The organism is Bacteroides finegoldii DSM 17565 (genome assembly GCF_000156195.1).
Lineage (GTDB): Bacteria > Bacteroidota > Bacteroidia > Bacteroidales > Bacteroidaceae > Bacteroides > Bacteroides finegoldii.
Genome location: NZ_GG688321.1, coordinates 112,265 through 134,772 on the forward strand (window position 1 = coordinate 112,265; position 22,508 = coordinate 134,772).

At 53.5% G+C, this 22,508-nt stretch carries 24 protein-coding genes and 1 pseudogene; 18 read left to right on the forward strand and 7 right to left on the reverse strand.

Annotated features, from left to right (window positions below; translation table 11 throughout):
• The first annotated feature begins 12 nt into the window (after positions 1-12).
• Positions 13-675: a DUF3164 family protein gene (locus BACFIN_RS12765; protein WP_007751532.1), complete on the forward strand. Its 663-nt coding sequence runs from the start codon at positions 13-15 to the stop codon at positions 673-675.
• A gap of 110 nt (positions 676-785) precedes the next feature.
• Positions 786-1,055 carry a hypothetical protein gene (locus BACFIN_RS12760; RefSeq protein ID WP_007562525.1) on the forward strand — a complete coding sequence of 90 codons (270 nt, stop codon included), beginning with the start codon at positions 786-788 and terminating at the stop codon, positions 1,053-1,055.
• Here BACFIN_RS12760 and BACFIN_RS12755 read toward each other — a convergent pair.
• Both BACFIN_RS12755 and BACFIN_RS12750 read right to left on the reverse strand, forming a co-directional pair.
• Positions 1,038-1,499: a hypothetical protein gene (locus BACFIN_RS12755; protein ID WP_007562523.1), complete on the reverse strand. Its 462-nt coding sequence runs from the start codon at positions 1,497-1,499 to the stop codon at positions 1,038-1,040. The genes BACFIN_RS12760 and BACFIN_RS12755 overlap by 18 nt on opposite strands.
• Positions 1,500-1,503: 4 nt before the next feature.
• Positions 1,504-2,127: a hypothetical protein gene (locus BACFIN_RS12750; RefSeq protein ID WP_181975829.1), complete on the reverse strand. Its 624-nt coding sequence runs from the start codon at positions 2,125-2,127 to the stop codon at positions 1,504-1,506.
• 68 nt (positions 2,128-2,195) lie between these two features.
• Here BACFIN_RS12750 and BACFIN_RS12745 point away from each other — a divergent pair, with 68 nt between their 5' ends.
• On the forward strand, positions 2,196-2,444 hold the full coding sequence (locus BACFIN_RS12745) for a hypothetical protein (protein WP_007562519.1): 249 nt from the start codon (positions 2,196-2,198) through the stop codon (positions 2,442-2,444).
• Here BACFIN_RS12745 and BACFIN_RS12740 read toward each other — a convergent pair.
• Genes BACFIN_RS12740 through BACFIN_RS12720 form a run of 5 tightly spaced genes read right to left on the reverse strand, consistent with a single transcriptional unit; the run spans position 2,406 to position 7,749 of the window.
• Entirely contained in the window at positions 2,406-3,911 is a 1,506-nt protein-coding gene (locus BACFIN_RS12740) for a toxin glutamine deamidase domain-containing protein (RefSeq protein WP_007562518.1), read from the reverse strand. The genes BACFIN_RS12745 and BACFIN_RS12740 overlap by 39 nt on opposite strands.
• A 38-nt stretch (positions 3,912-3,949) precedes the next feature.
• Positions 3,950-5,302, reverse strand: a complete 1,353-nt coding sequence (locus BACFIN_RS12735; RefSeq protein ID WP_007562517.1) for a phage portal protein family protein — start codon at positions 5,300-5,302, stop codon at positions 3,950-3,952.
• Positions 5,303-5,314: 12 nt separating this feature from the next.
• A complete protein-coding gene (locus BACFIN_RS12730) occupies positions 5,315-5,740 on the reverse strand; it encodes a phage protein Gp36 family protein (protein ID WP_007562516.1) in 426 nt (141 codons plus the stop codon).
• Positions 5,741-5,761: 21 nt separating this feature from the next.
• Positions 5,762-7,294, reverse strand: coding sequence for a hypothetical protein (locus BACFIN_RS12725; RefSeq protein ID WP_007562515.1), 1,533 nt, complete (start codon positions 7,292-7,294; stop codon positions 5,762-5,764).
• Between the two features lie 11 nt (positions 7,295-7,305).
• Positions 7,306-7,749: a helix-turn-helix domain-containing protein gene (locus BACFIN_RS12720; protein ID WP_007562513.1), complete on the reverse strand. Its 444-nt coding sequence runs from the start codon at positions 7,747-7,749 to the stop codon at positions 7,306-7,308.
• 203 nt (positions 7,750-7,952) lie between these two features.
• On the opposite strand from BACFIN_RS12720, the gene BACFIN_RS12715 reads away from it, so the two are divergent.
• The 15 genes and pseudogenes from BACFIN_RS12715 to BACFIN_RS12660 all read left to right on the forward strand — a co-directional run bounded on the left by BACFIN_RS12715 (position 7,953) and on the right by BACFIN_RS12660 (position 22,506).
• Positions 7,953-8,993 carry a head maturation protease, ClpP-related gene (locus BACFIN_RS12715; RefSeq protein WP_022199168.1) on the forward strand — a complete coding sequence of 347 codons (1,041 nt, stop codon included), beginning with the start codon at positions 7,953-7,955 and terminating at the stop codon, positions 8,991-8,993.
• A gap of 7 nt (positions 8,994-9,000) precedes the next feature.
• Entirely contained in the window at positions 9,001-10,200 is a 1,200-nt protein-coding gene (locus BACFIN_RS12710) for a BACON domain-containing protein (protein WP_007562509.1), read from the forward strand.
• 6 nt (positions 10,201-10,206) lie between these two features.
• Entirely contained in the window at positions 10,207-10,671 is a 465-nt protein-coding gene (locus BACFIN_RS12705; protein ID WP_007562507.1) for an N-acetylmuramoyl-L-alanine amidase, read from the forward strand.
• Positions 10,672-10,686: 15 nt separating this feature from the next.
• On the forward strand, positions 10,687-11,076 hold the full coding sequence (locus tag BACFIN_RS12700) for a hypothetical protein (protein ID WP_007562505.1): 390 nt from the start codon (positions 10,687-10,689) through the stop codon (positions 11,074-11,076).
• Positions 11,077-11,104: 28 nt separating this feature from the next.
• The gene (locus tag BACFIN_RS12695; protein WP_007562503.1) at positions 11,105-11,584 is read left to right on the forward strand and encodes a hypothetical protein; all 480 of its coding nucleotides are present in this window, start codon (positions 11,105-11,107) and stop codon (positions 11,582-11,584) included.
• Complete coding sequence (locus BACFIN_RS12690; RefSeq protein ID WP_224205180.1) at positions 11,550-11,876, forward strand: hypothetical protein; 327 nt, start codon at positions 11,550-11,552, stop codon at positions 11,874-11,876. The genes BACFIN_RS12695 and BACFIN_RS12690 overlap by 35 nt, the downstream gene beginning before the upstream one ends.
• Positions 11,873-12,448, forward strand: coding sequence for a hypothetical protein (locus tag BACFIN_RS0219750; protein WP_005798256.1), 576 nt, complete (start codon positions 11,873-11,875; stop codon positions 12,446-12,448). Before BACFIN_RS12690 ends, BACFIN_RS0219750 begins: the two co-directional genes overlap by 4 nt.
• Before the next feature lie 3 nt (positions 12,449-12,451).
• The gene (locus BACFIN_RS0219755) at positions 12,452-12,940 is read left to right on the forward strand and encodes a hypothetical protein (RefSeq protein ID WP_005798252.1); all 489 of its coding nucleotides are present in this window, start codon (positions 12,452-12,454) and stop codon (positions 12,938-12,940) included.
• Between the two features lie 38 nt (positions 12,941-12,978).
• A complete protein-coding gene (locus BACFIN_RS12685; RefSeq protein ID WP_007562496.1) occupies positions 12,979-13,185 on the forward strand; it encodes a hypothetical protein in 207 nt (68 codons plus the stop codon).
• Positions 13,182-16,830 (forward strand): annotated as a pseudogene (locus tag BACFIN_RS20680) (viral A-type inclusion protein). The gene BACFIN_RS12685 and the pseudogene BACFIN_RS20680 overlap by 4 nt, the downstream one beginning before the upstream one ends.
• 1 nt (position 16,831) lies before the next feature.
• Entirely contained in the window at positions 16,832-17,296 is a 465-nt protein-coding gene (locus BACFIN_RS12680; protein WP_005798248.1) for a hypothetical protein, read from the forward strand.
• Positions 17,297-17,317: 21 nt separating this feature from the next.
• Entirely contained in the window at positions 17,318-21,298 is a 3,981-nt protein-coding gene (locus BACFIN_RS12675; RefSeq protein WP_007751559.1) for a hypothetical protein, read from the forward strand.
• 13 nt (positions 21,299-21,311) lie between these two features.
• Positions 21,312-21,599: a hypothetical protein gene (locus BACFIN_RS12670; RefSeq protein ID WP_005798244.1), complete on the forward strand. Its 288-nt coding sequence runs from the start codon at positions 21,312-21,314 to the stop codon at positions 21,597-21,599.
• Positions 21,596-22,315, forward strand: a complete 720-nt coding sequence (locus BACFIN_RS12665; protein ID WP_007571287.1) for a hypothetical protein — start codon at positions 21,596-21,598, stop codon at positions 22,313-22,315. The genes BACFIN_RS12670 and BACFIN_RS12665 overlap by 4 nt, the downstream gene beginning before the upstream one ends.
• Positions 22,316-22,317: 2 nt before the next feature.
• Positions 22,318-22,506 carry a hypothetical protein gene (locus BACFIN_RS12660; RefSeq protein ID WP_007562482.1) on the forward strand — a complete coding sequence of 63 codons (189 nt, stop codon included), beginning with the start codon at positions 22,318-22,320 and terminating at the stop codon, positions 22,504-22,506.
• Positions 22,507-22,508: the final 2 nt, after the last annotated feature.

Sequence of the window (22,508 nt, forward strand, 5' to 3'; positions counted from 1 at the left end):
AAATGATTTAAAATGGAAAAGAACAATCAAAGTGTGGACATCAAGTCCCTGAGTAAAGAACAGCGAGCAGCCCTCATGGCCCAGCTGCAGCAAGAAGAGAAAGAAGACCGCATCGCCCGTCGTGAAACTTACGAGGCATTACGCGGTGAGTTTATGCACGAAGTAAAGACCAACGTTCTTGAGATGGTGAATGCCGTGACCGGGTTCCGCGGATGGCTGGAAAAAGAAGCCGATGCCTTTACCAAGGTGATGAAGGAATACGGCCAGGTGAAAAGCGACGAACAGCGCAGCTATACCATTACGGACGGAGACTTCCGTCTGGAAGTGAAAAGCAACAAGGTGAAAGGCTTCGATGAACGAGCCGACATGGCAGCCGACCGTCTGATTGACTATTTGAAGCGCTACATGCAGAACAGCGAGAAAGGTTCTGATGATCCGATGTATCAGATGGCCATGACCCTGCTGGAGCGCAACAAGATGGGCGACCTGGACTACAAGAGCATTTCAAAGCTGTATGAACTGGAAGATAAGTTCGATGAAGAGTATGCAGACATCATGCGCCTGTTCAAGGAAGCTAATGTAGTGCAGCGCAATGCCACCAACTACTACTTCAGCCGCCGCAACCCTGAAAACGGCGTATGGACCCGCATTGAACCCAGTTTCTGCCGTTTGTAGCCGAAACCCGTTAACCCTATAAACAGAAAGCGCCGCAGTTGTTATAATTGCGGCGCTTTTGTTCTTAAAATAGATGGAAATCAGTTATTTTTGTAAGAGAAATAAAATGTATGGGCAAAGGACGGGATAAAGAACTGATCAAGCTGCGTGACGAGGCACTATGCCGTCGTTACTACTATTGGACAGAAATACAGCGGTTGCGGTTCGACGATGCTTTAAAAGTGTTGTCGGAGCGCGAATTCTTTATATCCGAGGAACGTATCATGACCATCATCCGCCGGAAATCACGTGAGGGAACAGACTACAATCTGAAGCCTGTTCCCAAGGTGAAAGCCCCCCGTCTGACTGCCGCCCAGCTGGAACTATTCCCCATAAGATGACGGCATGGCCGATTCATCGTGCAGTGTGAATGAGAACGTCATTTCATAGACCTTGATGTAATGCGGCATGGCATACGAACGGCTTTTCTCGCGTACCAGCGGCGAAGCGTTGTCCGTGCATTGCAGACACTGCAGCGACTTGTATAATTTCTTGGCCAGCTGCTGCCTTTCCCTCACCTTGTCATACGTGCCGGATGCGTAGCTTGTATCGTCGTAACAATCGATGGCCAGCCGGACGGTCAGTGCGGATTCGCTTTTCTGTGCCCCGTATCCGAGGTCGTGCCAGTCGGAGTTTGTATTTCCGATTAATACACAAGGGAAAGTGACCGGGTACTGGTCTTCTTCTGCTCCCATTTCCAATTGTCCGTAGTCCTCGTCGATGAGAGAGAGTTCCGGCATTTCCTGTGCAATCTGTTCCATGATTGCGATAAAAATTTCGTCCATATCGTTATTGGTTTAAAATGTTGGTAATTTCCTGGTCCACCTTTTCCCGGATACGCCGGTTCAATTCTTCGCTTTCGCCCATGAACTGGCGCTGCGGGATGCGGATGTGCAGTTTCTTTTTTTGGGTAAGCGCCATGTTCCTCCAGAACTGTGCCTGCGGATTCAGTTCCTTCGGCTTGGAACGTCGTTTGACGCGTTTCTTTTGCCCTGTGCCGGCTTTTTTTCTTTTTCCCGAAGCCTTGTAGAACTTGGCCCATGCAAAGCGCCTCATGCGGTCTGTGACGGTGACATCGATTTCCCCGCCCCAGTTGTTGATGGGTGCATAGACCACCTCGTTGAATACCCTTACCCGGTAGTCTGCAGGTGTATATCCGACCGATTTGAACAGATGTTTCCTGCCGGAGAGCAGCGTTCCATAATTGCTGGCGGCATCGGAACCTCCCGAGGACAGCCGTTTGGCTTTGGGCCAAGGGTGAAGACCGCCATTGACAAATCCACCCTGCCGGAAGTTATCCTGAAAATGGTCTTTGGCCATTCGTCCTACCATGACTGGCATTTTGCGGCGCATCATACTGTCCAGCCTGTCACGTTTCCGCTTTATCATTTCCGTAAAATCTTTTATGTCCATAATCATCAGTAATTCAAGAATAATTTATAACTTTGCAACCGAGGCTTCCAATATGCCTTTTATGCGTTATGAATATACCGGAACAAGTAAAGAACGAGGCCCGTGTACTTATTGAGCAATACGGTGACACCTTCGAATACCTTGGTATTTATGAAGGCCAGGAAGCCTATGTGTTCAAGTTTCCGGGGGACTCCTGTACCGGTTATCCTTTCGTCTATCTGTATGACGGTAAAGACGCAACCGAAATAACCGGTCCGTTATCCCTTGACGTTATCGATTCATGTATCGAAAATATCGAGGAAGGAGACATCGAATAGCTTATTGTCAATTCTCAGGACTCCCCTGCAGTTGTGGGAAGTCGCAGCTCCTATTTCACATAAATATTTTACGTCTTTCCATTCCATTCCTGAACCGGCAGAATTATCGCTTTGGGGTTCGATATACCTTAGTTCACCATCCGCAAACCGTTGCAGGATTGTAGCATGCCCGCCCCCGCTTTTCCAGCCGATGCACAATTCATATACGCCTTCTTCCTTACATACCTCATTGAAATACTCCATGTACCTTTTAGGGGTCATTTTCAGGTATCCTTTGTGCGCAAGCCAGCTGTTTATACTTATATGTTGCGCCGGAGTACCGTCGGTGTTTTTCCAGACTTCAAAAGCACGTCCATTACTCAGATATTCAAGTTTAGACCCTGCGACATTGCCTTTGGCGGTAATATCCCATCCACGTAATCGTAAAGCGTATGCCGGTGCGCAAGTCTGGCAGTTGATACTGTATGGAGTATCCCGTTTTTTATCGTAATCGCTGTTCTTCCGGTATCTGTTTCCCCTTTTATCGCGGTATATTCCTTTGGAATCCAAAATATACTCTTCCACATGTTTGGGATTTGCATTCTGTTTGTCCGCCTTATCCACATCCATAGGTTTTCCTTTTTTGATTTTAAGAGCCTTTTCCATTTCGAGGTTGTTCCGGGCAATGGCCATTTTTTCCTCCCCGGTAAGGTAGTCCGGCATTTCCGCAATCATCTCGTCAATACGGGCCATAAGTTTATCCACCGCTTTTTGGGCACCCTTGTGGGCTTCTGCCTGATATGGATGATTGTCGGAAAACAGTTTGCCGTCCGTTCCCGGATTGTTATCCAGTCCGGGCTGGGGCTTGTTCTTGTCGTCTTCGTCCGGAAGTGGTGTCGGCTCCTCGTCGGTGGCAGTGAGGTCGCACTTGCAGTTCCACCGGTCGCCCGGTCGGTGGATGTTCCAGAACGTGTCATCAATCGGCCGGATGGTATTCCAGAACGGGCGGTGGTCAGCCCCCGGATGAATGGAGGTGGACGGTAGCCATTTGAGGTTGGGCAGAATATCGCGTTCGCGCAGGAACTGTTGCCAGTCAGCCGCCTGATGCGCCCGGATGACCGCCGTATCATACTCCGTCCGCAGCCAGTGACGAACCTGATGGGAAGCAATGGGCAAGACTTCCTGTACCCATTTGTCGAACGGTTTTAAAATGCCGTTTGAATCCAATAAAAGTCGTGCCATGTCATTCTGCATACGATGTACCTTGAATGCCGAGAATACGGCATTGTTCCGGAGTATGGCATTTCTGAAATCCTCGTCCGGAGTAATGGCCTTGGATTTGCTGAACCCTTCCTTTGCCGCCTTGTCCATCTTTGCCCATATTTCATTGAACAGGTTGATTTCGATTTCGGTTGCCGGATGAAAGTCCCTGCTGTATATGTTCAGCAAGGCACGCCGCAGCACCTCTTCGGAGAAGTCAAACTCCATGGAGATGCTGCCATTATCAGCCGCATACAGTCTGTCGACTACCAGTCTAAAGCTGCCCCGTCTGCCGGGGCTTTCACGAAAAAACCTTTGAGCCAGTTCCGGAAGTTTCTTTTCTGTTTCGGTGTCGGTTCATCATCCCGTCCCTTATTCGCTGGCTCCGGCTCCTTCTTCGGGCTTGGAATCTGGTCGGCTTGTTCAGCCGTCTTTTGTTCCGCCTTCAGCTGCTCGTAATTGGCCGGTTTGTCGATACCGAATTCCTCATAGAGATAGTCGTCGTCGATGGGGATGTTGAAGTTCTTCTTCAGCTGCGTGAGGATGGATATTTTGGTACCGGCATCCGTTTCCTTCGGTTCGGGGAAACAGAACGTACCCCCTTCGGTGTTGATGCCCATGCGCAGCAGAATGTCCGTCATGTCGTAATTCAGCACGTTGAGCACGTACTTCCGGTCGGCCTCCAGTACCTTGTCCTCTACTTTCTTATGAACCGTACCCAAAGCCTGCGTGCCTTTTTCGGACGATTCGGTGGTCAGCGTATTGCCCAGTATCAGTTTGGAAATTTCGTTGTTGCACCGCTCGCAGAGGCGTTCATAGACATCGGCAGACCCTGTTTTGTTTCCGGCTTCCGTGAGTTTGAGTTCCGTGTCCTTGGCATGGAAGAACTGCGCCAGACTTCCGGCATTGGCCGCATCCTCCATGGCCCGCTGGCGTGACTCGTCGTCGTCGGAATCATAGATATATTCCTGGATAGGCATGCCGAATACCTCGGAGAACTGTGCCCAGTCGCCCGTAGTGTTACGTTTGTAGATGACCCAAGGTGCAGCCTTGGCCAACAGCCCCAAATCGGACGGTGAACCCACAAACAGCAGGTCGGTATATTCATTCCAGGAATGGCCGGTAATGTCCGTCTGGTGGCGCAGGATGAGTTCCCTGACCGGATCCACATGCTTGCGTGGTACCAGGTCATAATCCACCCACTCCTGCAGCTTGTAGAACTGGCAGAGCGAGAAGCCCCAGAATTTCGCATCAAGGATGTCACCCACCAGCCGGTTGAACCAGGGCGACTGTATCTGTTCGTTGATTTTATCGTCGGGCTTCCCGTCCACCCGGAATTCCATGTTGGAGCACAGCACGGCATTCTTTCGCTTTTCGAGCACACAGGAAAGGTGGGTATCCATCAGAATGTCCTCGTAGAGGTCATAAAGTTTGTAACGTCGCGAGAAATCGACATTCTCGGCCACCCTTACGGCTGCCATGTAGTCGGAAATGTCCAGCCCGAAGCGTTTGGGCTGTGTGAGCACAATCACATTCGGTCTCTTTTGTCCCGGCAACGTGAAGTTTCCCCCTACGGTGATGATGCCGGCTTTGTTGTTTTTTCTGTTTTTCTTTTTCATGATGCTTGCTTTTTACCAGTGGTTCGTTCGTTTGCGGTTGCTTTGAATGCGGAAATCCGACCTGCCCGCCCTTTGTTCCTCGGGCAGCAGCGGAGCCCCTTCGATTGAAATGTCCTCGTCGGCCACCGCCTTCATCCATTCCACCGCCCGTTCGTAACGATCCTTGCGTACCTGGGAAAGTTTCTGCGGGTTGTGGATGCAGAAGATGTGATAGACCGCCATGTCGATGACCATCATCAGCACGAGCTGGTTACGGTTCTCGCCGGTGGCTGCAAAAATCTTGTTGCAGTCGTAGCGTTTGCCCAGATAACACCGCATTTCGGCAATGGCCCTGTCCTCGCAAACCTCAATGACCGTTTCGTCTTCGCGAACCAGTGCGTCGAGGATGTCTCGGTGGATGCTCGCATCGTAATCGGTAAGTTCAACAAATTTGCTCATAGTCCTATTGTTTTAGAGTTGTCATAATCTTTTCTTATTCCGTTTTCTTACATCCTTCCGTGATCGGAATACGGGCGGTTCAATGCGCCTGATCAGTTCGTCAATGATACGGTTCGCCCCTTCGACCGCATCCGGTCCGTCGGCCGGATAGCGCATGGTCAGGGTGAACAACTTGAACTGATCCTCCAGTTCCTTCATGTGCGGATTGTCCCGTTCAGCCTCGTTGAGGATGAGGTTCCCCTCGCGGTTGAGCGGTTCAAGGTTGGCCTCGATGCGCGTAGCCTTGTCCGTCTTCTTCTCCTCGTCGCCCCGGATGAACAGCGCAATCTTCTGTTCGCGGCGTACTTTTGCCACCAGCGGTTTGAACACCTGTTGGAAGAAAGGGTCCTGCAGCTTGTTGTTCTCCATGTAGCAATAGACATTGGTCTTGCCCCCGACAAATTCAAGCATCCGGACATACCAGTCAATGAACTCCGCATTGAGCGCCTGTGCCAGGAAAGTCTTGATGACGTAAAGCCTGCCACCCAATTTGCCACAGAGCGAAACCGTCTTGAAGGATTTGCCTTTCTTACCCTTGCTTTCGCCCGGTGCCGGGTCGCCATACACCACGAGGAACTTGAATTTGGAGAGTGCCGGAACCTTGCCGTATGCAATGTTTTCGAATACCTCTCCCACGGAAATCGGGTTGTTGAAATATTCTCCCTGTGCCGCCTTTTTGGATATTTTGGACAGTGTGCGGTCGATGTCCTCTTCCGAGTTCTTTTCCGGCCATGTGGAAAAACCGTTTTTGTCGCGGATGTTCACGATGTCCCAGGAGTCGGCCATTTCGCCCGCCCTCACCACGCAGCAGTCCTTGGCGATGATGTTTCCGCAGAAGATGACCAGTGTAGGTTCGGAAATGGACCTTGTGGGATACAGCGCATTTTCCCACCAGTCCCAGCGCTTCTGGATGATGTCCGGGTTCTTGGTATCCTCGTCCGTATCAAAGTCATCGACCAGCAGTACGTCGGGACGTATGGCCTCGTTTCGCGAACCACGCGGAGATTGTCCGGCACCCAGTGCGCGGAAAGAGACCTTCCCTTTGGTGGTGAATTCATCCTCGGTCCATGAGCCCGGCAGTTCCTGTTTGCCGTAGTATGCCATGATGCGTCCGTTGGCTTCGAGATTGGCCCGGTAGGGATCGAGCAGGCGCACCGCATTGTCCTTGCTGTTGGAGGTCAGAATCACATTCTTTTTGCGTCCGGTAAGCGTGAGATTCATGACGATGAACATGGTGACGGTGGATTTGGCCAGCTCACGGCTCCAAGAAAGCACCTCAAACCATTCATCGTGTGCAATGATCCGCCGGATAGCCTTTTTCTGGAAGTCGGCAAATTCATATTTGACATAATTCGGAAAAAAGAACTTGATCCATTCTATGGGATGTTTCTCAAGATATTCCCGGTGTTTTTCCCGTTCGGCTGCCGTCATGTTCCTATCGACCGGTGTAGCCCTTGCGATGTCTTCTTTGTACTTCTCCCAATCGAGGAGAGCGAGTCTGTCAGTCTGTTTCATTGTCTATCCCTTTATAATTTGTCTTTAATGTACGCATCGGCCAGGCGTGTAATTTCCTTTGCCTTTTCGAGGTCGGCCGCCCGTACCCAGTCGATGAGCCCGGTGAGGACACTGATGATGTCGGCAATGCCCACTTCCTGCTCCATGTTGCGTATGGCCGCCGACAGTTTCCCGAGGATGTCAGCCTCCTTGGATGAGGGGAACCGTTCCCCTTCGGGCCGTTCGGCGATGGCCTTGTTTATTTCGGCCACCTGCCGGTAGAGGTTAGCCACCTGTTCCTGCCTTGTGAGCGTAAGCCCCACCTTCTGTTCCTCCCACTTCCCGGCCCGTACCCAGTTGGACACGGACACCCGTGACACGCCCACCCGGTCGGCGATTTCCTGCTGTGTGAGGTTTTCCTTGAGGTACAAAGTTTTTGCCCATTCCTTTTTCTGGGCATTCGTCAAATCTGCCATAAATCGTCCTTTTTAGTTGTAAATCACGTTACAAAATTGCATGAAAAAGCGGGGTTTGTAAAAGCGCGTACGCATGATGACGGGTTACAGCGTTATGATAACGCCAGAAAACGTTATGATGCGGACGCGGTTTCTTGGTGCCATGGGAATGTTCTATTTTCGCACCATCGAAAGGCGGGGAAACCGCTGGTAAAGACATGACGATGAGCAGATTTTTCAATATTACAACGAGTGACGACGGCACCAGTACGATATTCCTGTACGGGGACATCGGAGACTATACGGAGGTGCAAAGCGGGCGCATAGCCCAGGAACTGATGGAAGCCGAACGCGTGAGCCGACGCATCCATGTGCGTATCAACAGCAACGGCGGGGAAGTGTACAGCGGCATTGCGATATTCAACGCCCTGCGCCATAGCCAGGCCGACATCCGCATTTATGTGGATGGCATAGCCGCCAGCATGGCCAGTGTGATAGCCCTTTGCGGCAAGCCCGTAGAAATGAGCAAATATGCCCGTCTGATGCTGCACAGTGTGAGCGGCGGGTGTTACGGCAACAAGCAGGACCTGCAGCGTTGCATGGAAGAGATAGAAAGCCTGGAAGGCAGCTTGAGTGAAATCTATGCCGAGCGGCTGGGCATGAGCAAGGAAGAAGTGAAACAGACCTATTTTGACGGCGAGGACCATTGGCTGACCGCCAAGGAAGCCCTGGACCTTGGTTTCATAGACGACATCTATGATGCAGACCCCGTGCCGGCAGACAGTACACCGGCGCAGATATATACTTTATTCAATAACCGGCTCGTTGAGCCACAAAAAAACAGAGAAGACATGAATCTGGAAGACGTAAAGAAACGCCCGCGCTTCAAGGACTGCGCGAGTGATGCGGATGTGTTCCGCCTGATGGACCAACTGGAGGAAGAGGCAGGCAAGGTACCTATCCTTACGAAAGAGAACACCGACCTGAAGGCCAAGGTGAAGACCTACGAAGACAAGGCTGAAGCCGAAGACCTTGCCGCCCGCAAGCAGCTGCTTGACGCAGCCGAGCAGGACGGTCGCATTGATGCGACTACCCGCCCCATCTACGAAAACCTTTTGGCCAATGACCGCGAGAACGGCGAAAAGGCCCTGGCCCAACTGCCGGTAAAGCGCCGTGTGATGGAAGACCTGCATCTGGAACCGAATGGTGAAGAAAGCCCCTGGAACAGGCGTATGCGAGAAATTAAGGACAAACGTAAAAAGTGATTGAACTATGGCAATAATTGTAAGAAACACGAATTACAGCGGCGAGGTACTGGAACAGTTGCTGACGCTTGCCGCTACGAGCAATGAGATTGTGGAAAAGGGGCTGATCATGGTGATTCCCGGTGTGGAGAAGAAAATCAGCCTGCCGCGCCTGAAGACCGGCAAGATGCTCCAGAAGCGCAAGGAGAACCCCGGCGTGGAGGATTCGAAGGGCAACTTCAACTACGACGAAAAGAGTCTTGACCCGGTGGACTTCATGGCCTTTACGGTGTTTAACCCCCGCACGTTCGAGAACATCTGGCGCAAATGGCAGCCGAAGGGCAACCTGGTATTCTCGGAACTTCCGCCCGAAGCGCAGAACGCCCTGCTTGCCGAGTTGGCCAAGCGGGTACAGTTTGAACTGGGTGACCACTATGTGAACGGTGAATATGGGGATGATGACGACCACTTGTTTAACGGCATCCTGACCCAGATGGCCAAGGATACTGAGGTGATTGTGGTGGACAGCGCAGAATCGACCATGCTGGGCAGACTGAAAGCCATGCGTGCGAAGATTCCCGTGGCCATCCGCAACAACCCGGACCTCCGCATTCTGATGAGCGTGAACGACTTTGACAAGTATGATGACGAGCTGACCCAGCGCGAGTCCAAGAACACGAGCGAAACCGATGTGAATGCCCGTCGCTACAAGGGCATTACCATTGAGACGCTTGCGGCCTGGCCCGATGATCTGATTGTGTGCACCCTCTGTTCGCCCGATGCCGGCGGCAACCTGTTTGCGGCTGTGAACCTGCAGGACGATGAAGACGTGATTCAGATTGACAAGATCTCGAACGCGAGCGAACTGTACTTCTTCAAGATGCTGATGAAGGCTGACACGAACATTGCCTTCGGTGAAGAAGTGGTGGTGCTGGACAAGCGAAGCAACCCCGTGTTCAAGGCGAGCGAGAAGAAGATTTCAGTTGACCCTGCCAGTGTGACCCTTGAGGCAACCGGTGGCAGTGAAGAAGTGACCGTGACCGCCAGCGGAGAATATGAGATAGGCAGTGCCCCTGCCGGCTTCAAGGTGGAAGCGACGGATAAAGGCGTGAAGATTTCGGCCGGTGCAAACAGTGGCAGTCAGAAAACCGGTACACTGACCCTTACGCTCAATGCCGACCGCAGCAAGACGGCCAAGATTACCATTACCCAAAACCAGAAAGGATAAGATGGTATGGCAAAATTGAAGTATCTGGTAATTCACTGTACGGCAACCCCGGAGGGGCGTGAGGTATCATCGGCGGACATCCGGAAGTGGCACACTTCGCCCGTAAGCCAGGGTGGCAGAGGTTGGAAACAGGTGGGCTACACCGACCTGTTCCACCTGCAGGGCGGTGTGGAACGCTTGGTGAACAACAACGAGGATGCGCAGGTGGATCCCTGGGAAGTGACCAACGGAGCCAAGGGGTACAACAGCGTGAGCCGCCACATTGTGTATGCCGGCGGTGTGGCCAAGGACGGCAAGACCCCGAAGGACACCCGCACCGGCTGCCAGAAAAAGGCACTGGAGAAGTATGTGAAGGACTTCCATCGCAGATTCCCGGATGTGCGCATTGTGGGACACAACGAGCTGGCGGCCAAAGCCTGCCCCAGTTTCGATGTACAGAAATGGCTGAAAGAAATAGGTATTAACCAATAATAAAAGAAGCAATCAATGAAACGAATTATGCTGTTTATGATGCTGATGCTGGGAACAGTATCGGCTGTGATGGCCCAAGGGGCCGATGTTCCGGCAACGGACTATGACGCAATGATTGGCACCTTTGCCGGTTTCGTCGGCGGTGTGGTGGTGCTTACTGAAGGGTTGAAAGGTTTGTTCCCCAACATGAAAGGCTGGGTGACGCAGCTGGTGAGCTGGTGTGTGGGCTTGGTGTGCGCGATGCTACTGTGGTGGCTTGATGCCGGATTTGTGAGTGATGTGAGCTGGGACATTGCCTTGCTCTATGGTTTTGGTGCCTCACTTGTAGCCAATGGGGTAGCCGACACGGGACTGGTGCAATGGGTTATCGGACTATTCCGAAAGAAACGCGAGGAAGCAGAATAAAAGGTTGACTGACTAAAAAACGGGTGGTATGGACTTTAGCGAGATCATGAACATTATTCTTAGCGGCGGCCTTGTGGGCACTGCAGCAGCCATCGGTTCCCTGCGTGCTACGGTGAGGAAAGCGAAAGCGGAAGCGATGAAAGCCGAAGCCGACGCAGAGGGTGTGCGTGTGGATAACGCAGAACATGCCACCCGCGTTTTGGTGAGCAATATTGTGGTACCCTTAAAAGAAGAACTGAATGCAACAAGAAAAGACCTGCAGGCCAACAAGCGCGAAATGGCGCGACTGCGCAAGGCCATTGACACTGCCAACAGTTGCCGCCATCATGATGACTGTCCTGTGCTTGGCGGGCTGCGCAAGCAGCAGGAAGAGCACGACGGTGGAGAAGATACAGACGGAATCGGCAAGCACCGACAGCGCGAGCGGAAGCCGACGGGCGGGACTGGTGATGGCGGGTATACCGGCGAGTTCGGTGAAGCTGTCTATACCTGCGGACAGCCTCCGTAAACTTCCTGAAGGTGCCGTGTACCGTGGCAAGAGCGGACAGGCGAATCTGACCGTAGGCAGCGACGACAGCGGGAACATCGTGGCCGAAGCCTCGTGTGACAGTCTGCAGCAGCTGGTGCTATGGTATGAAGAAGAGCTGGCGCGCATCCGTAGCGAAACCAAGAGCGAAATTTCAAATGACGTTCAAACAGTAGAAAAACGCCCTCCGAACCGGATGCGGACGTTTATCACAGGTGTATTGGCCGGCTTATTGGCCGGTGTGTTATTAACCATCAAACTTTATAAACGATGAACAAGAATTTCATGTACGGCATAGGAGCCGTAAAGTATAAGGATTTCACAATCGGGTATATTGAAAAGAACTCGTTTGACCTGGGCGGCAAGAAACCCGAGGCCGCGAAGATCGAGGCCGAACAGGTGCAGGGTGCCCCGGTGCTGGTCATCCCACAGAGTAACGGCGGCATCGCCCCGACGTTCAATGTGATCCAGATGAACTATTCGAACCTGCACAAACTGCTTGGCGGCAGCCTGCATTATAAGAAAGAAGACTCGGAAAAGAAAACTCCGATCGGCTGGACAGCCCCGTCGGAGGTGCTTGTCATGCAGGGACCATGGGAACTCTCCCTCGTGTCCGGACAGAGCGTACTGATTCCCAACGCCACGCTGCTTTCCAATCCTGCAGGCAAGCTGACCCTTACAGAAACCTCCAAGATAGAGGTTACGCTCGAAGTGGCGATGCCGGAGGACGGTTCGCAGCCTTACGGCGTGTTCGATACGGAAGCAATACCGGACGAGTGGGGGCAGTACAAGCTGCCGCCGGCGGAAGCCGCGGCTGCAGCATCGCTCCAAAGTGAGGAGGGCTAACGTATGGCTGACCGTTTGGAACAACTGATAGAGATGGAGTGTGCGGACGCGCTGCTTGACAGCGGCGTGTCCGTACCTCTTAAAAGGTGGAAGCTTCCGTGGCTGAAACGCCCGGTGGAGGTGCGTGTGACGATGAAGCGTCCGAGGCTGCGGGGTCAGATTCTGCTGGCGCGGGAATACCTGAAGACGGGTGTCAAACCCGATTGGCAACCGAAGGACAAGACCGAGGAACTGGCCTTTGTGGCGGAGCATGGTAAGGCTGTGAGCCGCCTGCTGGCCTATACGGTATGCCGGGGATACGTGTCGCGGCACGTGGGCATCGGGGTGACAGCGTGGGTACTGCGGAACTTTGTGGAGTGGCGTTATCTGACGGCCATGTTCCGAACATTCGAGCGTCTGATGGGCACGAAGGATTTTATGCGTATTATCAGCTCGACAGCGCGGGCGAACCCGATGACTCCGAGACTGAGCCAGGCAAGGAAGGGGAGTTAAGAACCCGGTATGAAGGTTCCCATAGCCCTTTCGGCTTCGTGTGGCAGATTGCATCGGCGACCGGCTGGAGCGTGGATTACATCCTTGATGGGGTGAATTACCAGACGCTGATCATGATGCTGAGCGACGCGCCGCGGTATGTGCGGAAAAAGCAAGGCGGCGGAAACGGTGCTCCCAGACCGGAACACAGCGCCGAGGATGAAGCGAACGATATAGTAGGATTTTTTCAAAGCAAACTGGAATGAGCAAACCTGTAGAAGTTGAATTTTTGATGAAGGACAAACTCACGCCCGGCATGAACAAGGCCGAGCGTGAGGCGCTGGAACTGCGTAATACCGTCAGGCTGCTGGAGGCTGAACTGGAAAGGCTGCGCCTTGCCGGGGAGACGGCTGCCCCCAATCTGGACCAGAGTGCCAATATCGCGCAGATCCATGCACTGGAGAAGCAGCTTGAGGAATTGCGCGGCAAACTGAAACTGCTGCAGGAGGAATCGGAATCCGTGCAGGTCACCCCTGCAGATGTACCCAACGCGCAGCGCCAGTTGGGCGGGCTTCACAACAGTATCCAGCAGATCGCCCGTGAAATGCCTTCTTTGGCCATGGGACCGCAGATGTTCTTCCTGGCAATCAGCAACAACCTGCCGATTTTTACGGACGAACTGGCCCGTGCCCGCAAGGAATACGATGAGCTGCAGAAGTCCGGCAAGAAGGGCACACCGGTATGGAAGCAGGTCCTGTCCTCACTTTTTTCCTGGCAGACGGCCATGACCACCGGCATCATGCTGCTGGTAATGTACGGTGATGAAATCTGGGATTGGACGAAAAACCTGTTCAGTGCCAAAAAAGGCGTGGATGAATTCAACATATCACTCAAGGAAATGACCGAGATAGAGAAGGACGGCCGTGCCCAGATGGTGCGTACCCGCTTCGAACTGAAATCGGTCATCGATGAAATAAAGAACTTCACCGGCAGCAAGGAACAGGAAAAGGCGAAGGTGGAGGAACTGAACCGCAAGTACGGGGAATCTTTCGGGTATTATAAAACACTTTCCGAATGGTATGATACCCTTATCCAAAAGAGCGAGGACTATGTACAGGTTCTGCTGCACCAGGCCAATGTCCAGAACCTTGTAAAAAAAGACTGCAGAAGCCGATGAAGAGGTGAATAAAATCAAGGCGCAGAAACCGGAAGAGGCGGAAAGCGCCATGGGTTTTTTCGGGAAATGGAGACAATATATCATGCAGTCAAGCATGGCAGAATCCGGGCAGTTCTATGACGCACAGGCTGCCATCAAGAAACATGATCAGGAAGCTTATGACGTACTGTTGAAAAATGCCGAAAACAAACGTGACGGTTATCTGAAAAAAGCGGAGGAAGAGGTAAAGAAAGCCGCAGAAGCAGCCAAAAAAGGAAATATCGGTGGGCATATCGACCCCAAGCAGTCCGGGAAGAATCCGGAAGCGGAAGCCAAGCAACGGCTTGCCACAGAGCGTAGGCTGGCGCAGGATCTTGCCGCCCTGCAGGCTGAAAACCGGAAGGAAGAGATAGACCGCATGCAAGCCGGTACCGAGAAGAAACTGGCACAAATCGAATATGACTATAACGCCCGGAAAGAAGAGATAAACCGGCAGGAAGCCGACTGGAAGCGTGAGAACAAGGAAGCCGGTCTTTCTACCGGAGATAACGGACTTACCCGGGAGCAACAGGATGAACTTGAAAAAGCCCGTGCCTCAAACACCGAGTCAAGGAAAAAAGCGGAGGCGGACGTGTACAGGGAAGAGGCGGAAGCCATGCGTGACTATCTGAAGGAATACGGGACCTTCCAGCAGCAGAAACTGGCCATCGCTGAAGAATATGCCGAGAAAATCCGCAAGGCACAGTCCCAGGGCGAAAGACTGACTTTGGAAAAGCAGCGTGATGCGGCTGTGCACAAAGTGGACATGGAATCCCTTACCCAGAAGATAGACTGGGGAGCAGCGTTCGGGGATTTAACCGGCTTGCTTGCAGACCAGATGAAGAATCTGCTTGGCGAACTTAAGCAGTATGTCAAGACGGATGAGTTCAAAAAATCAGGAGCAGCGGATCAGCAGGTCGTTTACGATGCCATTGAACGTATTCAAAGCATGCTCCCCGGTGGCAACGGCACATTGGATTTTGCCCGGCTGCAAACGCAGATGCACGCTTTGGGGGATGCCGTAACACGTGTGCAAAATGCAGAACTGCAGCAGGAAGCGGCATTCATCCGGTTGAAAGCGGCGCAGGCCGATTACAACAAGGCTCTTGAAAGCGGTAACCAGGCAGAAATAGAACGTACCCAAATTGCTCTTCAAACGGCTCAATCGTCCAGCGTTTCAGCTGACGAAGAATACCTGAACGCCACCTCTGAAATGAAGGCGCTTGCCGGGGAGGTGAAAAGTGCCTCCCGGGACACGGTTGACGGATTGAACATGGTATCCAACGGGTTGCACGGCTTTGCGAGCGGAACCTTGCAGGGATCATTTGAAGGAATCCAGAACATGCTTACCGGTCTTTCAAAACTGAATATCGGAGGCAAGGTCGGCGATGCCATCAGCCGGATGTCCGAAACCCTGTCAAGTGCCGGAGTCATCGGGCAGATCATATCGGCCATTCTCTCCATACTGGATTTGCTGAAAGACGGTATTGGCCCGATTATCTCATCATTGATAGACACCATTTTCAATGCGATAACCGGAATACTCGACAATATCCTCAGCGGAGACCTGTTCAAACAGATAGGCGGTTCCCTTGTGAAAGGTATCGGGGGATTGCTGAACACGGTGTCTTTCGGAGGTTTCAACAAACTGTTCGGCATCGGCGGGAACGCCAAGGAAGTGCAGGCGGCTATAGACCGTCTTACAGACCGGAACGAGCTGCTGCAGACCTCGATAGAGGATCTGACCGACACCATCAAGCAGAGCCAGGGGACGAAGAGTGTGGCGGCTTACCGCGACGCGTACAAGATGCAGCAGGAAACGAATTCGAACTACCTGCAGATGGCTATGGCGCAAGCCGGCTACCACGGAAGTCACCACAGCTGGAACTACTACTGGGGCGGTTTCAACCAGGCACAGATAGACAAACTGAGCGGACAGATCGGCCGCCAGTGGGACGGGAACCTGTGGAGCCTGAGCCCGGAGGAAATGAAGGCACTGCGCAGCAACGTGGATATGTGGACGCAAATCCAGAATACCGGTAAGGGAGGCTATGGCGGGCGACTGACCGAGAAACTGGATGACTACATAGACCAGGCCGGCAAGCTGGAGGAACTGACCGACCAGCTGTATGAAGGGCTGACGGGCATTTCGTTCGACGGTATGTACAGCAGCTTCATCGACAACCTGATGAACATGAAGTACGGTGCCAAGGATGCGGCGGAGGATATATCCGAGTACTTCATGCGGGCGATGCTGAGCAACAAGATCGGTGAGATGTACAGCGACAAACTGAAAGGCTGGTGGGAGAAGTTTGGCAAGGCCATGGAGGACAACGAACTGACCGAGGCGGAACGGAACGCGCTGATGGAAGAGTACATGCAGTATATGGATGAAGCCCTTGCCCTGCGTGACAACCTGGCGGCAGCCACCGGTTATGACAAGACGCAGCAGGGCGGTACGAGCCAAAGTGCGAAAGCGGGCGGCTTTACGGCCATGACGCAGGACCAGGGCACGAAACTGGAGGGCATGTTCACCGGCGGGCTGCAGCACTGGAGCAGCATGGACGACCGGCTGGAAAGCGTGGTGGAGAAGATGGACACGGCTGAAGGGCATCTGGCCCGGATAGCCGAGAACACCGGTGTGAGCGCCGGACACCTGGGCGAACTGAAGGAAGTGATAAAGAAAATGATACGTGACGGACTAAAAGTGAAGTGATATGGGCAATATACTGAGCGGACTGGTGCTGGTGAACGGCACGGACATCTGGACGGAATACGGCGTGTTCCTGGTGGAAGACCGGCGCGGGGGCATGGAGAACCTGACGGCCATCCTGACCCCGAGCAAGGCCAAGAAGGATACGGCTGTGGACATACGGGAAGAGCACGGGGAAAAATACAGCCCCGTGCTGACCCCACGGAATGAAGCGCGTGACGTGACGCTGCATTTTGCGCTTTACAACAAGACCCAGGCAGGCTGGATGAAGCAGTACTTTGCCTTTGTGAATTTCCTGAAGCAAGGGAAGGACGGCTGGCTGGAGATCCGTTTCCCCCAGCTGGATCTGCAGCTGCGGGTGAAGTATGCCGACTGTACGAAGTTCACCCCGCTGACCTATCTGTGGACGGAAGGTGTGCATGCCGGAAAGTTCCGGGTAAAGTTCCGGGAACCGAAACCGATTATATAACCATTCAAACGCTATTAGAATATGCTTCTAACGATATATGATAAAGCCGGAACCAAGCGTGCGGATGTGGCCGTGAACGACAGCTCGACGCAAAGCAAGGAAGTGCAGGGAGACAATGTGCTTTCCCTGTCGTTCAGCTATTATGCCTTCCTGCCCCTGGACGTGAACGACTACACGGACTATCTGGGCGAACGGTACTGGCTGACAGAACGCTACACGCCGAAGCAGGTGAGCGATGGTGAATGGGAGTATAACCTGAAGCTGTACGGTATCGAGAGCCTGATCAAGCGGTTCCTGGTGCTGGAGACGACGGACGGGGACACCAACCCCCTGTTTACCCTGACGGCCACGCCCCGCGAGCATGTGGCGATGGTGGTGAAGGCTATCAATAACGGCATGGGCCACATTACTGACTGGAAGACGGGTACGGTGGAAGGTACGGAGCTGATCACGATAGACTACGAGGGGATGTACTGCGACGAAGCGCTGAAAGCCATCGCGGAAAAGGCAGGCGGCAAGGTGGAATGGTGGGTTGAGGGGCAGACTGTGAACGTGTGCCGCTGCGAACACGGGGAAGAAATCACCCTTGGCTATGGCAAGGGGCTGACCTCCCTGGAAAGAGATACGAGCAACACGGCCAAATTCTATACGCGCCTGTTCCCGGTAGGCTCGACCCGCAACATCGATGCGGAGAAATACGGCAGCCCGCGTCTGATGCTTCCCGGCGGCAGGAAGTACATCGAGCAGGGCGTGGAGGAATATGGCATCTATGACCATTACGAGCAGGATGCTTTCAGCGGCATCTTCCCCCGTCGGGTCGGTACGGTGAGCTCGGTTCGCAGCGAGGAGGTGGCAGACGATGAAGGAAACAAATTCACCGTCTATTATTTCCGGGACGGGGAACTGGACTTTGACCCTAACCTGTACGAGCTGGCCGGAGAAACCAAACGTGTGTCGTTCCAGACGGGCGACCTTGCCGGACTGGGAGAAAGCGATGACCACTACTTTGAGGTGAACTACGACAGCGCGGCACGTGAATTCGAACTGATCACCATCTGGCCCTACGATGACGACACCCAGCTGCCGGGCGGCAAGCTGGTGCCCCGAGCAGGCGACACCTATATCCTGTGGAATATCCGGATGCCGGATGAGTATTACCGGCTGGCCGAAGAGGAGTTTGCGGTTGCGGTGGACGAGTACAACCGGGACCACTGGCTGGACATTGCCGCCTACAAAGCCCCGACAGACCCGGTATACATCGAGGAGCACGGCATAGACCTGTTTGTGGGCAGACGGGTGAAGCTGGAGAGCCGGAAGTATTTCCCGGAAAAAGGCTACCGTCAGAGCCGTATCACCAAGATCAGCCGCAAGGTGAACGAACCCGGGCAGATGGACATCGAGATAAGCGATGCGCTGCAGGTGGGCAAGTTCGACAAGGTGACGGACAGCATCGGTGCGCTGAAAAGCTATACGAAATCAAAGACGGAAGGCGCTGCCCTTCCGGACATCATACGAAGCTGGGACAAGACGCTGCCCACGGACAACAACCTGTTTTCCGCCCGGCGCAGCCAGAAAGAGTTCCTGAGCAAGAACCAGCCGGACACAGCCAAAGAGTCCATCCGCTTCCTGAAGGGTGTGAGCTTTGGCGAGGCTGCTGGCGGCAAGCCCTGCGGCATCGTGGATGGTGAGGGCAATGCCGAATACTTGACTGCCGTGATCCGCGAACTGCTGCGCAGCACGGAGTTTGTGGACGGGCTGACCGGTGAGGGCTGGCAGCTGTGGATTGACCAGCTGACCGGACTGACAAACCTGACGGTGGACAAAGTGACTGCCCGGCAAAGCCTGGTGGCGCTGGAACTGCTGATCGAGAAGGTGCGCAGCGTGTGCGGCCAGCTGGTGGTGTCCGCTGCCAACGGCAAGATCAAGGACGTGGTGAAGCAGGGCGACAACTACCGCATCGTGTTTGAGCAGGAATCGGGCTTTGTGGCCCATGACCTGATGCGCTGTGCGGTTACGGGTGGTAAGAAACTAAAAGCATACTGGGTGGAGGTGGCTTCGGTGATAGCCGGCGGTGTACTGGTCCCGGTAAGCGAGTTTGGCGGGGTGAAGCCGGAGGCAGGCGATGAGTGCGTGCTGATGGGCAACACCGAAACCCCGCTCCGGCAGAACCTTATATCCATTGCGGCCACGGAGGACGGACAGCCCCGTATCGACATTCTGGACGGTGTGAAGGCCAAGAACTTCAACGGCTGCCTTCGTTGCCGGCTGGGTAAGCTGGACGGCATCAGGAGCAGCGCTTTCCCGGCAGACAAACAGCCGAAAGGAAACGGCCTGTATGCCGACAACGTGTGGCTGAAGGGTACGTTCGTGTTGATGACGGGCGAGGACATCCTGACGCGGTTTGAGATAACCGAGGGGAAAATCCATTCAGCCGTGGAAAGCTTGCGCAAGGAAATACGCGAAGAACAGAGTTATCTGGACAACAGCAGTTTTGCCGACGGCATGGACAAATGGAAGACGGGCAGCAAGGCTACGCTGTTCACCCTGGGCGGACGCTGGATCTGGGCGAACGGCGGTCCTTACGGTACGAAGCCGGACGGCCATGCCGAGATACGGACCGACGGCAAGGTGCCTTATGCCTATATCCGGAACAGCTATATCATGCAGAAACTGGAGGACTTCCGGCTGGTACCGGAGTACCGGCAGACGAACAGCCAGGGCGAACGGGTGCCCGGCGTGGTGTATCTGTCGTTCAGCTACCGGGTTATCAAGGCCGGAAGGTTGAAAATAGAATTTGTGAACGCTGATAAGACCGGGTTTGAGAACTTCAACATGTTCGGCCATGAAGAGGACCTGCCCGTTGGCGGTGAGAAGATGTTCACGTTGGACGGACTTTGGAACGGCACTGGCGACTTCAAGCTGTCGTTTACGGGCGTGATTTACATTTCGCTGCTGGTGTTCAGCACCAACAAGGCGGACGCACTGGCCTATAAGTACCGTACACTGTTCGAACAGAGCGACCGGCTGGTAAAGATTTCAGCGGCGGTCTTCGACAAGGACGGTAATGCGCTGAAAGAGACCGGGCTTGTCATAAAGCCTGAAGGTTCCGGTCTGTATGCGCAGGACAATACAGGAAAGATTGCCCTTATCGGGGTGAGCGTGGAGGAAGAGGACGAGTACGGAAATACCGTGAGCAAAATCAAGCTGACAGCCGACCATATACAGCTGGAGGGACTGGTAACGGCCAACGGCAACTTCAAGATACTGGAAGACGGCAGCATTGAAACGACCAACGGTAAGTTTACCGGAGAGATAGACAGCAGCAAAGGGAAAATCGGCGGCTTTGAGATAGGGAACGGCCGTATCGGTTCTGTGGCCGACTCTCACGGGAGCGGTGGCGGTCTTGCCATTTATGATGATTTTTTCCGTGTCGGCGGCAGCAAAGGATATGTGATGTTCGGTGATGATGTGATACCGTCTTCTGCAGGAGGAGCTTTTACCGCTGTCGGTCGTATCGTGAACTCAGCCCCCAATATATACGGGAATTACGGCTTCGACCAAGCGAACTATGGATTGTTTATAGATGTTACCGGCGGTACGAAGAACTACGGTATCAGCAGCAATGCGGCATTACTTGCCCCGGCGTTTATCAATACGAAAGCCAAGCTGCTTACCTTCGGAAGTGGAAACTACACGGTGGATTTCTCACAACACAATATCATTTTGATGTATTACAATGAACCCAACTACAGTAAGGTAGAGGTTACGCTGCCGTCGGAAAGTTCTGTGGCATACAAGTTCGGCATGAGTTACTTGCCTACCGATTTTGCAGCCATTGTCACGTTCAGGGTCAGACCCGGTTCAAAGAATATCATACTAAAAGGTATCTATAACCACAATGAAGATTTGCAAAACTACGAGATGGCATCCGGGGACTCCGTAACGGTACTTATTACAAAAGCGGACGGATTCCGTTACCAGATATTGAATCATTCATCCTAAAAAACAGATATATATGAAAAAGTTAGATTTCAGGAATTTCAGCGTTCCCACCGGAATAACCCGTCAGACGAGGGAGGTTTTCGATGCACGTGAGCAGATAGCCGATTTGCTGTATACGCGTGTCAGTGGCATCAAGGCCCATCGGCTTGCGTTCAAGATTTTCGAGAGTACCGGCGAGACCGAGTTCAGCGATGAGGAAACCGGGATGATACACATGGCGGTGGAACGCTATTGTCTTCCCAATGTGATAGATGCCCTGAACGAAATCCTGGGCGGGTCAGAAACCGATAAAAACGAATGAGTATGGCAGAAATGACACAAGAAGAACTGGTTCAGGAAGTGCTGGACCGTGTACTCCAGAGTTCTACCGGCGTGGAGGACTTGGAGACCGTCACCTCGCTGAGCGGTGTGAAATCACTGCCCGGGGAGAAGGACGGCAAGATGGTGAACGTCCCCCTGGAACTGATAGGGAAGCCTGCGAGCGATGCCGCCGCCCGTGCCGAGGCTGCCGCCAAGAAAGCGGAAGGAGCCGTAGCCGGACTGGAGGAAAAGACCCAGGCCGCCACGGAAGCGGCCACCAAGGCCAACGAAGCGGCAGCCAAGGCAGAAAACGCCGCTGCCAAGGTGGAACAGACTACGGCAGCAGCCATCGGCGGGGCTACCGCACGCTTTTCCTCATGGATGGAAACAGGCAACGTTTTACCTGACAAGAGTACCAAACCGGGCGGCAGCGTAGTGTATGTAGCGGATGCCGGGAAGTTCGCCTACCACATGGACTCCACCCTGTACGGGGACTGGGATGTGGCGGGTGTGCCTCCTGCCGGCATATTCATGAATGCGGACCGGACAGCCATCCTGCCGGACAAGCTCTACCTGCTGGGTGATGCCGTATATACCGGAACAGGCGGCAGCCTGAGACTGCTGGCCTACCGGCATGAGGTGATGAGCGGGGAAGCTTACGAGGCGCTGCAGGACAAGGATGCGAATACGCTGTATCTGATTTATGAGGAGGATTGACGATGATAACCATAGGCGGTAAGGAAATAACGGCTGCGTATGTGGGGAAACGTGCCCTGTCGGCAGTCTATGCCGGGGCAAGACTGGTGTGGTCTGCGATAAGCAGCTGTTTCGGACTTGGATACTGGAAAGGTGACGAGCCGTGGAACGGATCGGACGCATGGAACGGTAGCAGTAAAACTGATAAATGAAT

Bases quoted from the DNA above. Each gene is read 5' to 3' on its own strand.
- BACFIN_RS12730 (WP_007562516.1), bottom strand. From the start codon at position 5,740: ATGAGCAAATTTGTTGAACTTACCGATTACGATGCGAGCATCCACCGA.
- BACFIN_RS12740 (WP_007562518.1), bottom strand. From the start codon at position 3,911: ATGGAGTTTGACTTCTCCGAAGAGGTGCTGCGGCGTGCCTTGCTGAAC.
- BACFIN_RS12660 (WP_007562482.1), top strand. From the start codon at position 22,318: ATGATAACCATAGGCGGTAAGGAAATAACGGCTGCGTATGTGGGGAAA.
- BACFIN_RS12665 (WP_007571287.1), top strand. From the start codon at position 21,596: ATGAGTATGGCAGAAATGACACAAGAAGAACTGGTTCAGGAAGTGCTG.
- BACFIN_RS12700 (WP_007562505.1), top strand. From the start codon at position 10,687: ATGAAACGAATTATGCTGTTTATGATGCTGATGCTGGGAACAGTATCG.
- BACFIN_RS12735 (WP_007562517.1), bottom strand. From the start codon at position 5,302: ATGAAAAAGAAAAACAGAAAAAACAACAAAGCCGGCATCATCACCGTA.
- BACFIN_RS12680 (WP_005798248.1), top strand. From the start codon at position 16,832: ATGGGCAATATACTGAGCGGACTGGTGCTGGTGAACGGCACGGACATC.
- BACFIN_RS12710 (WP_007562509.1), top strand. From the start codon at position 9,001: ATGGCAATAATTGTAAGAAACACGAATTACAGCGGCGAGGTACTGGAA.
- BACFIN_RS12725 (WP_007562515.1), bottom strand. From the start codon at position 7,294: ATGAAACAGACTGACAGACTCGCTCTCCTCGATTGGGAGAAGTACAAA.
- BACFIN_RS12755 (WP_007562523.1), bottom strand. From the start codon at position 1,499: ATGGACGAAATTTTTATCGCAATCATGGAACAGATTGCACAGGAAATG.
- BACFIN_RS12765 (WP_007751532.1), top strand. From the start codon at position 13: ATGGAAAAGAACAATCAAAGTGTGGACATCAAGTCCCTGAGTAAAGAA.
- BACFIN_RS12670 (WP_005798244.1), top strand. From the start codon at position 21,312: ATGAAAAAGTTAGATTTCAGGAATTTCAGCGTTCCCACCGGAATAACC.
- BACFIN_RS12715 (WP_022199168.1), top strand. From the start codon at position 7,953: ATGAGCAGATTTTTCAATATTACAACGAGTGACGACGGCACCAGTACG.
- BACFIN_RS0219755 (WP_005798252.1), top strand. From the start codon at position 12,452: ATGGCTGACCGTTTGGAACAACTGATAGAGATGGAGTGTGCGGACGCG.
- BACFIN_RS12750 (WP_181975829.1), bottom strand. From the start codon at position 2,127: ATGGACATAAAAGATTTTACGGAAATGATAAAGCGGAAACGTGACAGG.
- BACFIN_RS12675 (WP_007751559.1), top strand. From the start codon at position 17,318: ATGCTTCTAACGATATATGATAAAGCCGGAACCAAGCGTGCGGATGTG.
- BACFIN_RS0219750 (WP_005798256.1), top strand. From the start codon at position 11,873: ATGAACAAGAATTTCATGTACGGCATAGGAGCCGTAAAGTATAAGGAT.
- BACFIN_RS12705 (WP_007562507.1), top strand. From the start codon at position 10,207: ATGGCAAAATTGAAGTATCTGGTAATTCACTGTACGGCAACCCCGGAG.
- BACFIN_RS12695 (WP_007562503.1), top strand. From the start codon at position 11,105: ATGGACTTTAGCGAGATCATGAACATTATTCTTAGCGGCGGCCTTGTG.
- BACFIN_RS12745 (WP_007562519.1), top strand. From the start codon at position 2,196: ATGAATATACCGGAACAAGTAAAGAACGAGGCCCGTGTACTTATTGAG.
- BACFIN_RS12720 (WP_007562513.1), bottom strand. From the start codon at position 7,749: ATGGCAGATTTGACGAATGCCCAGAAAAAGGAATGGGCAAAAACTTTG.
- BACFIN_RS12760 (WP_007562525.1), top strand. From the start codon at position 786: ATGGGCAAAGGACGGGATAAAGAACTGATCAAGCTGCGTGACGAGGCA.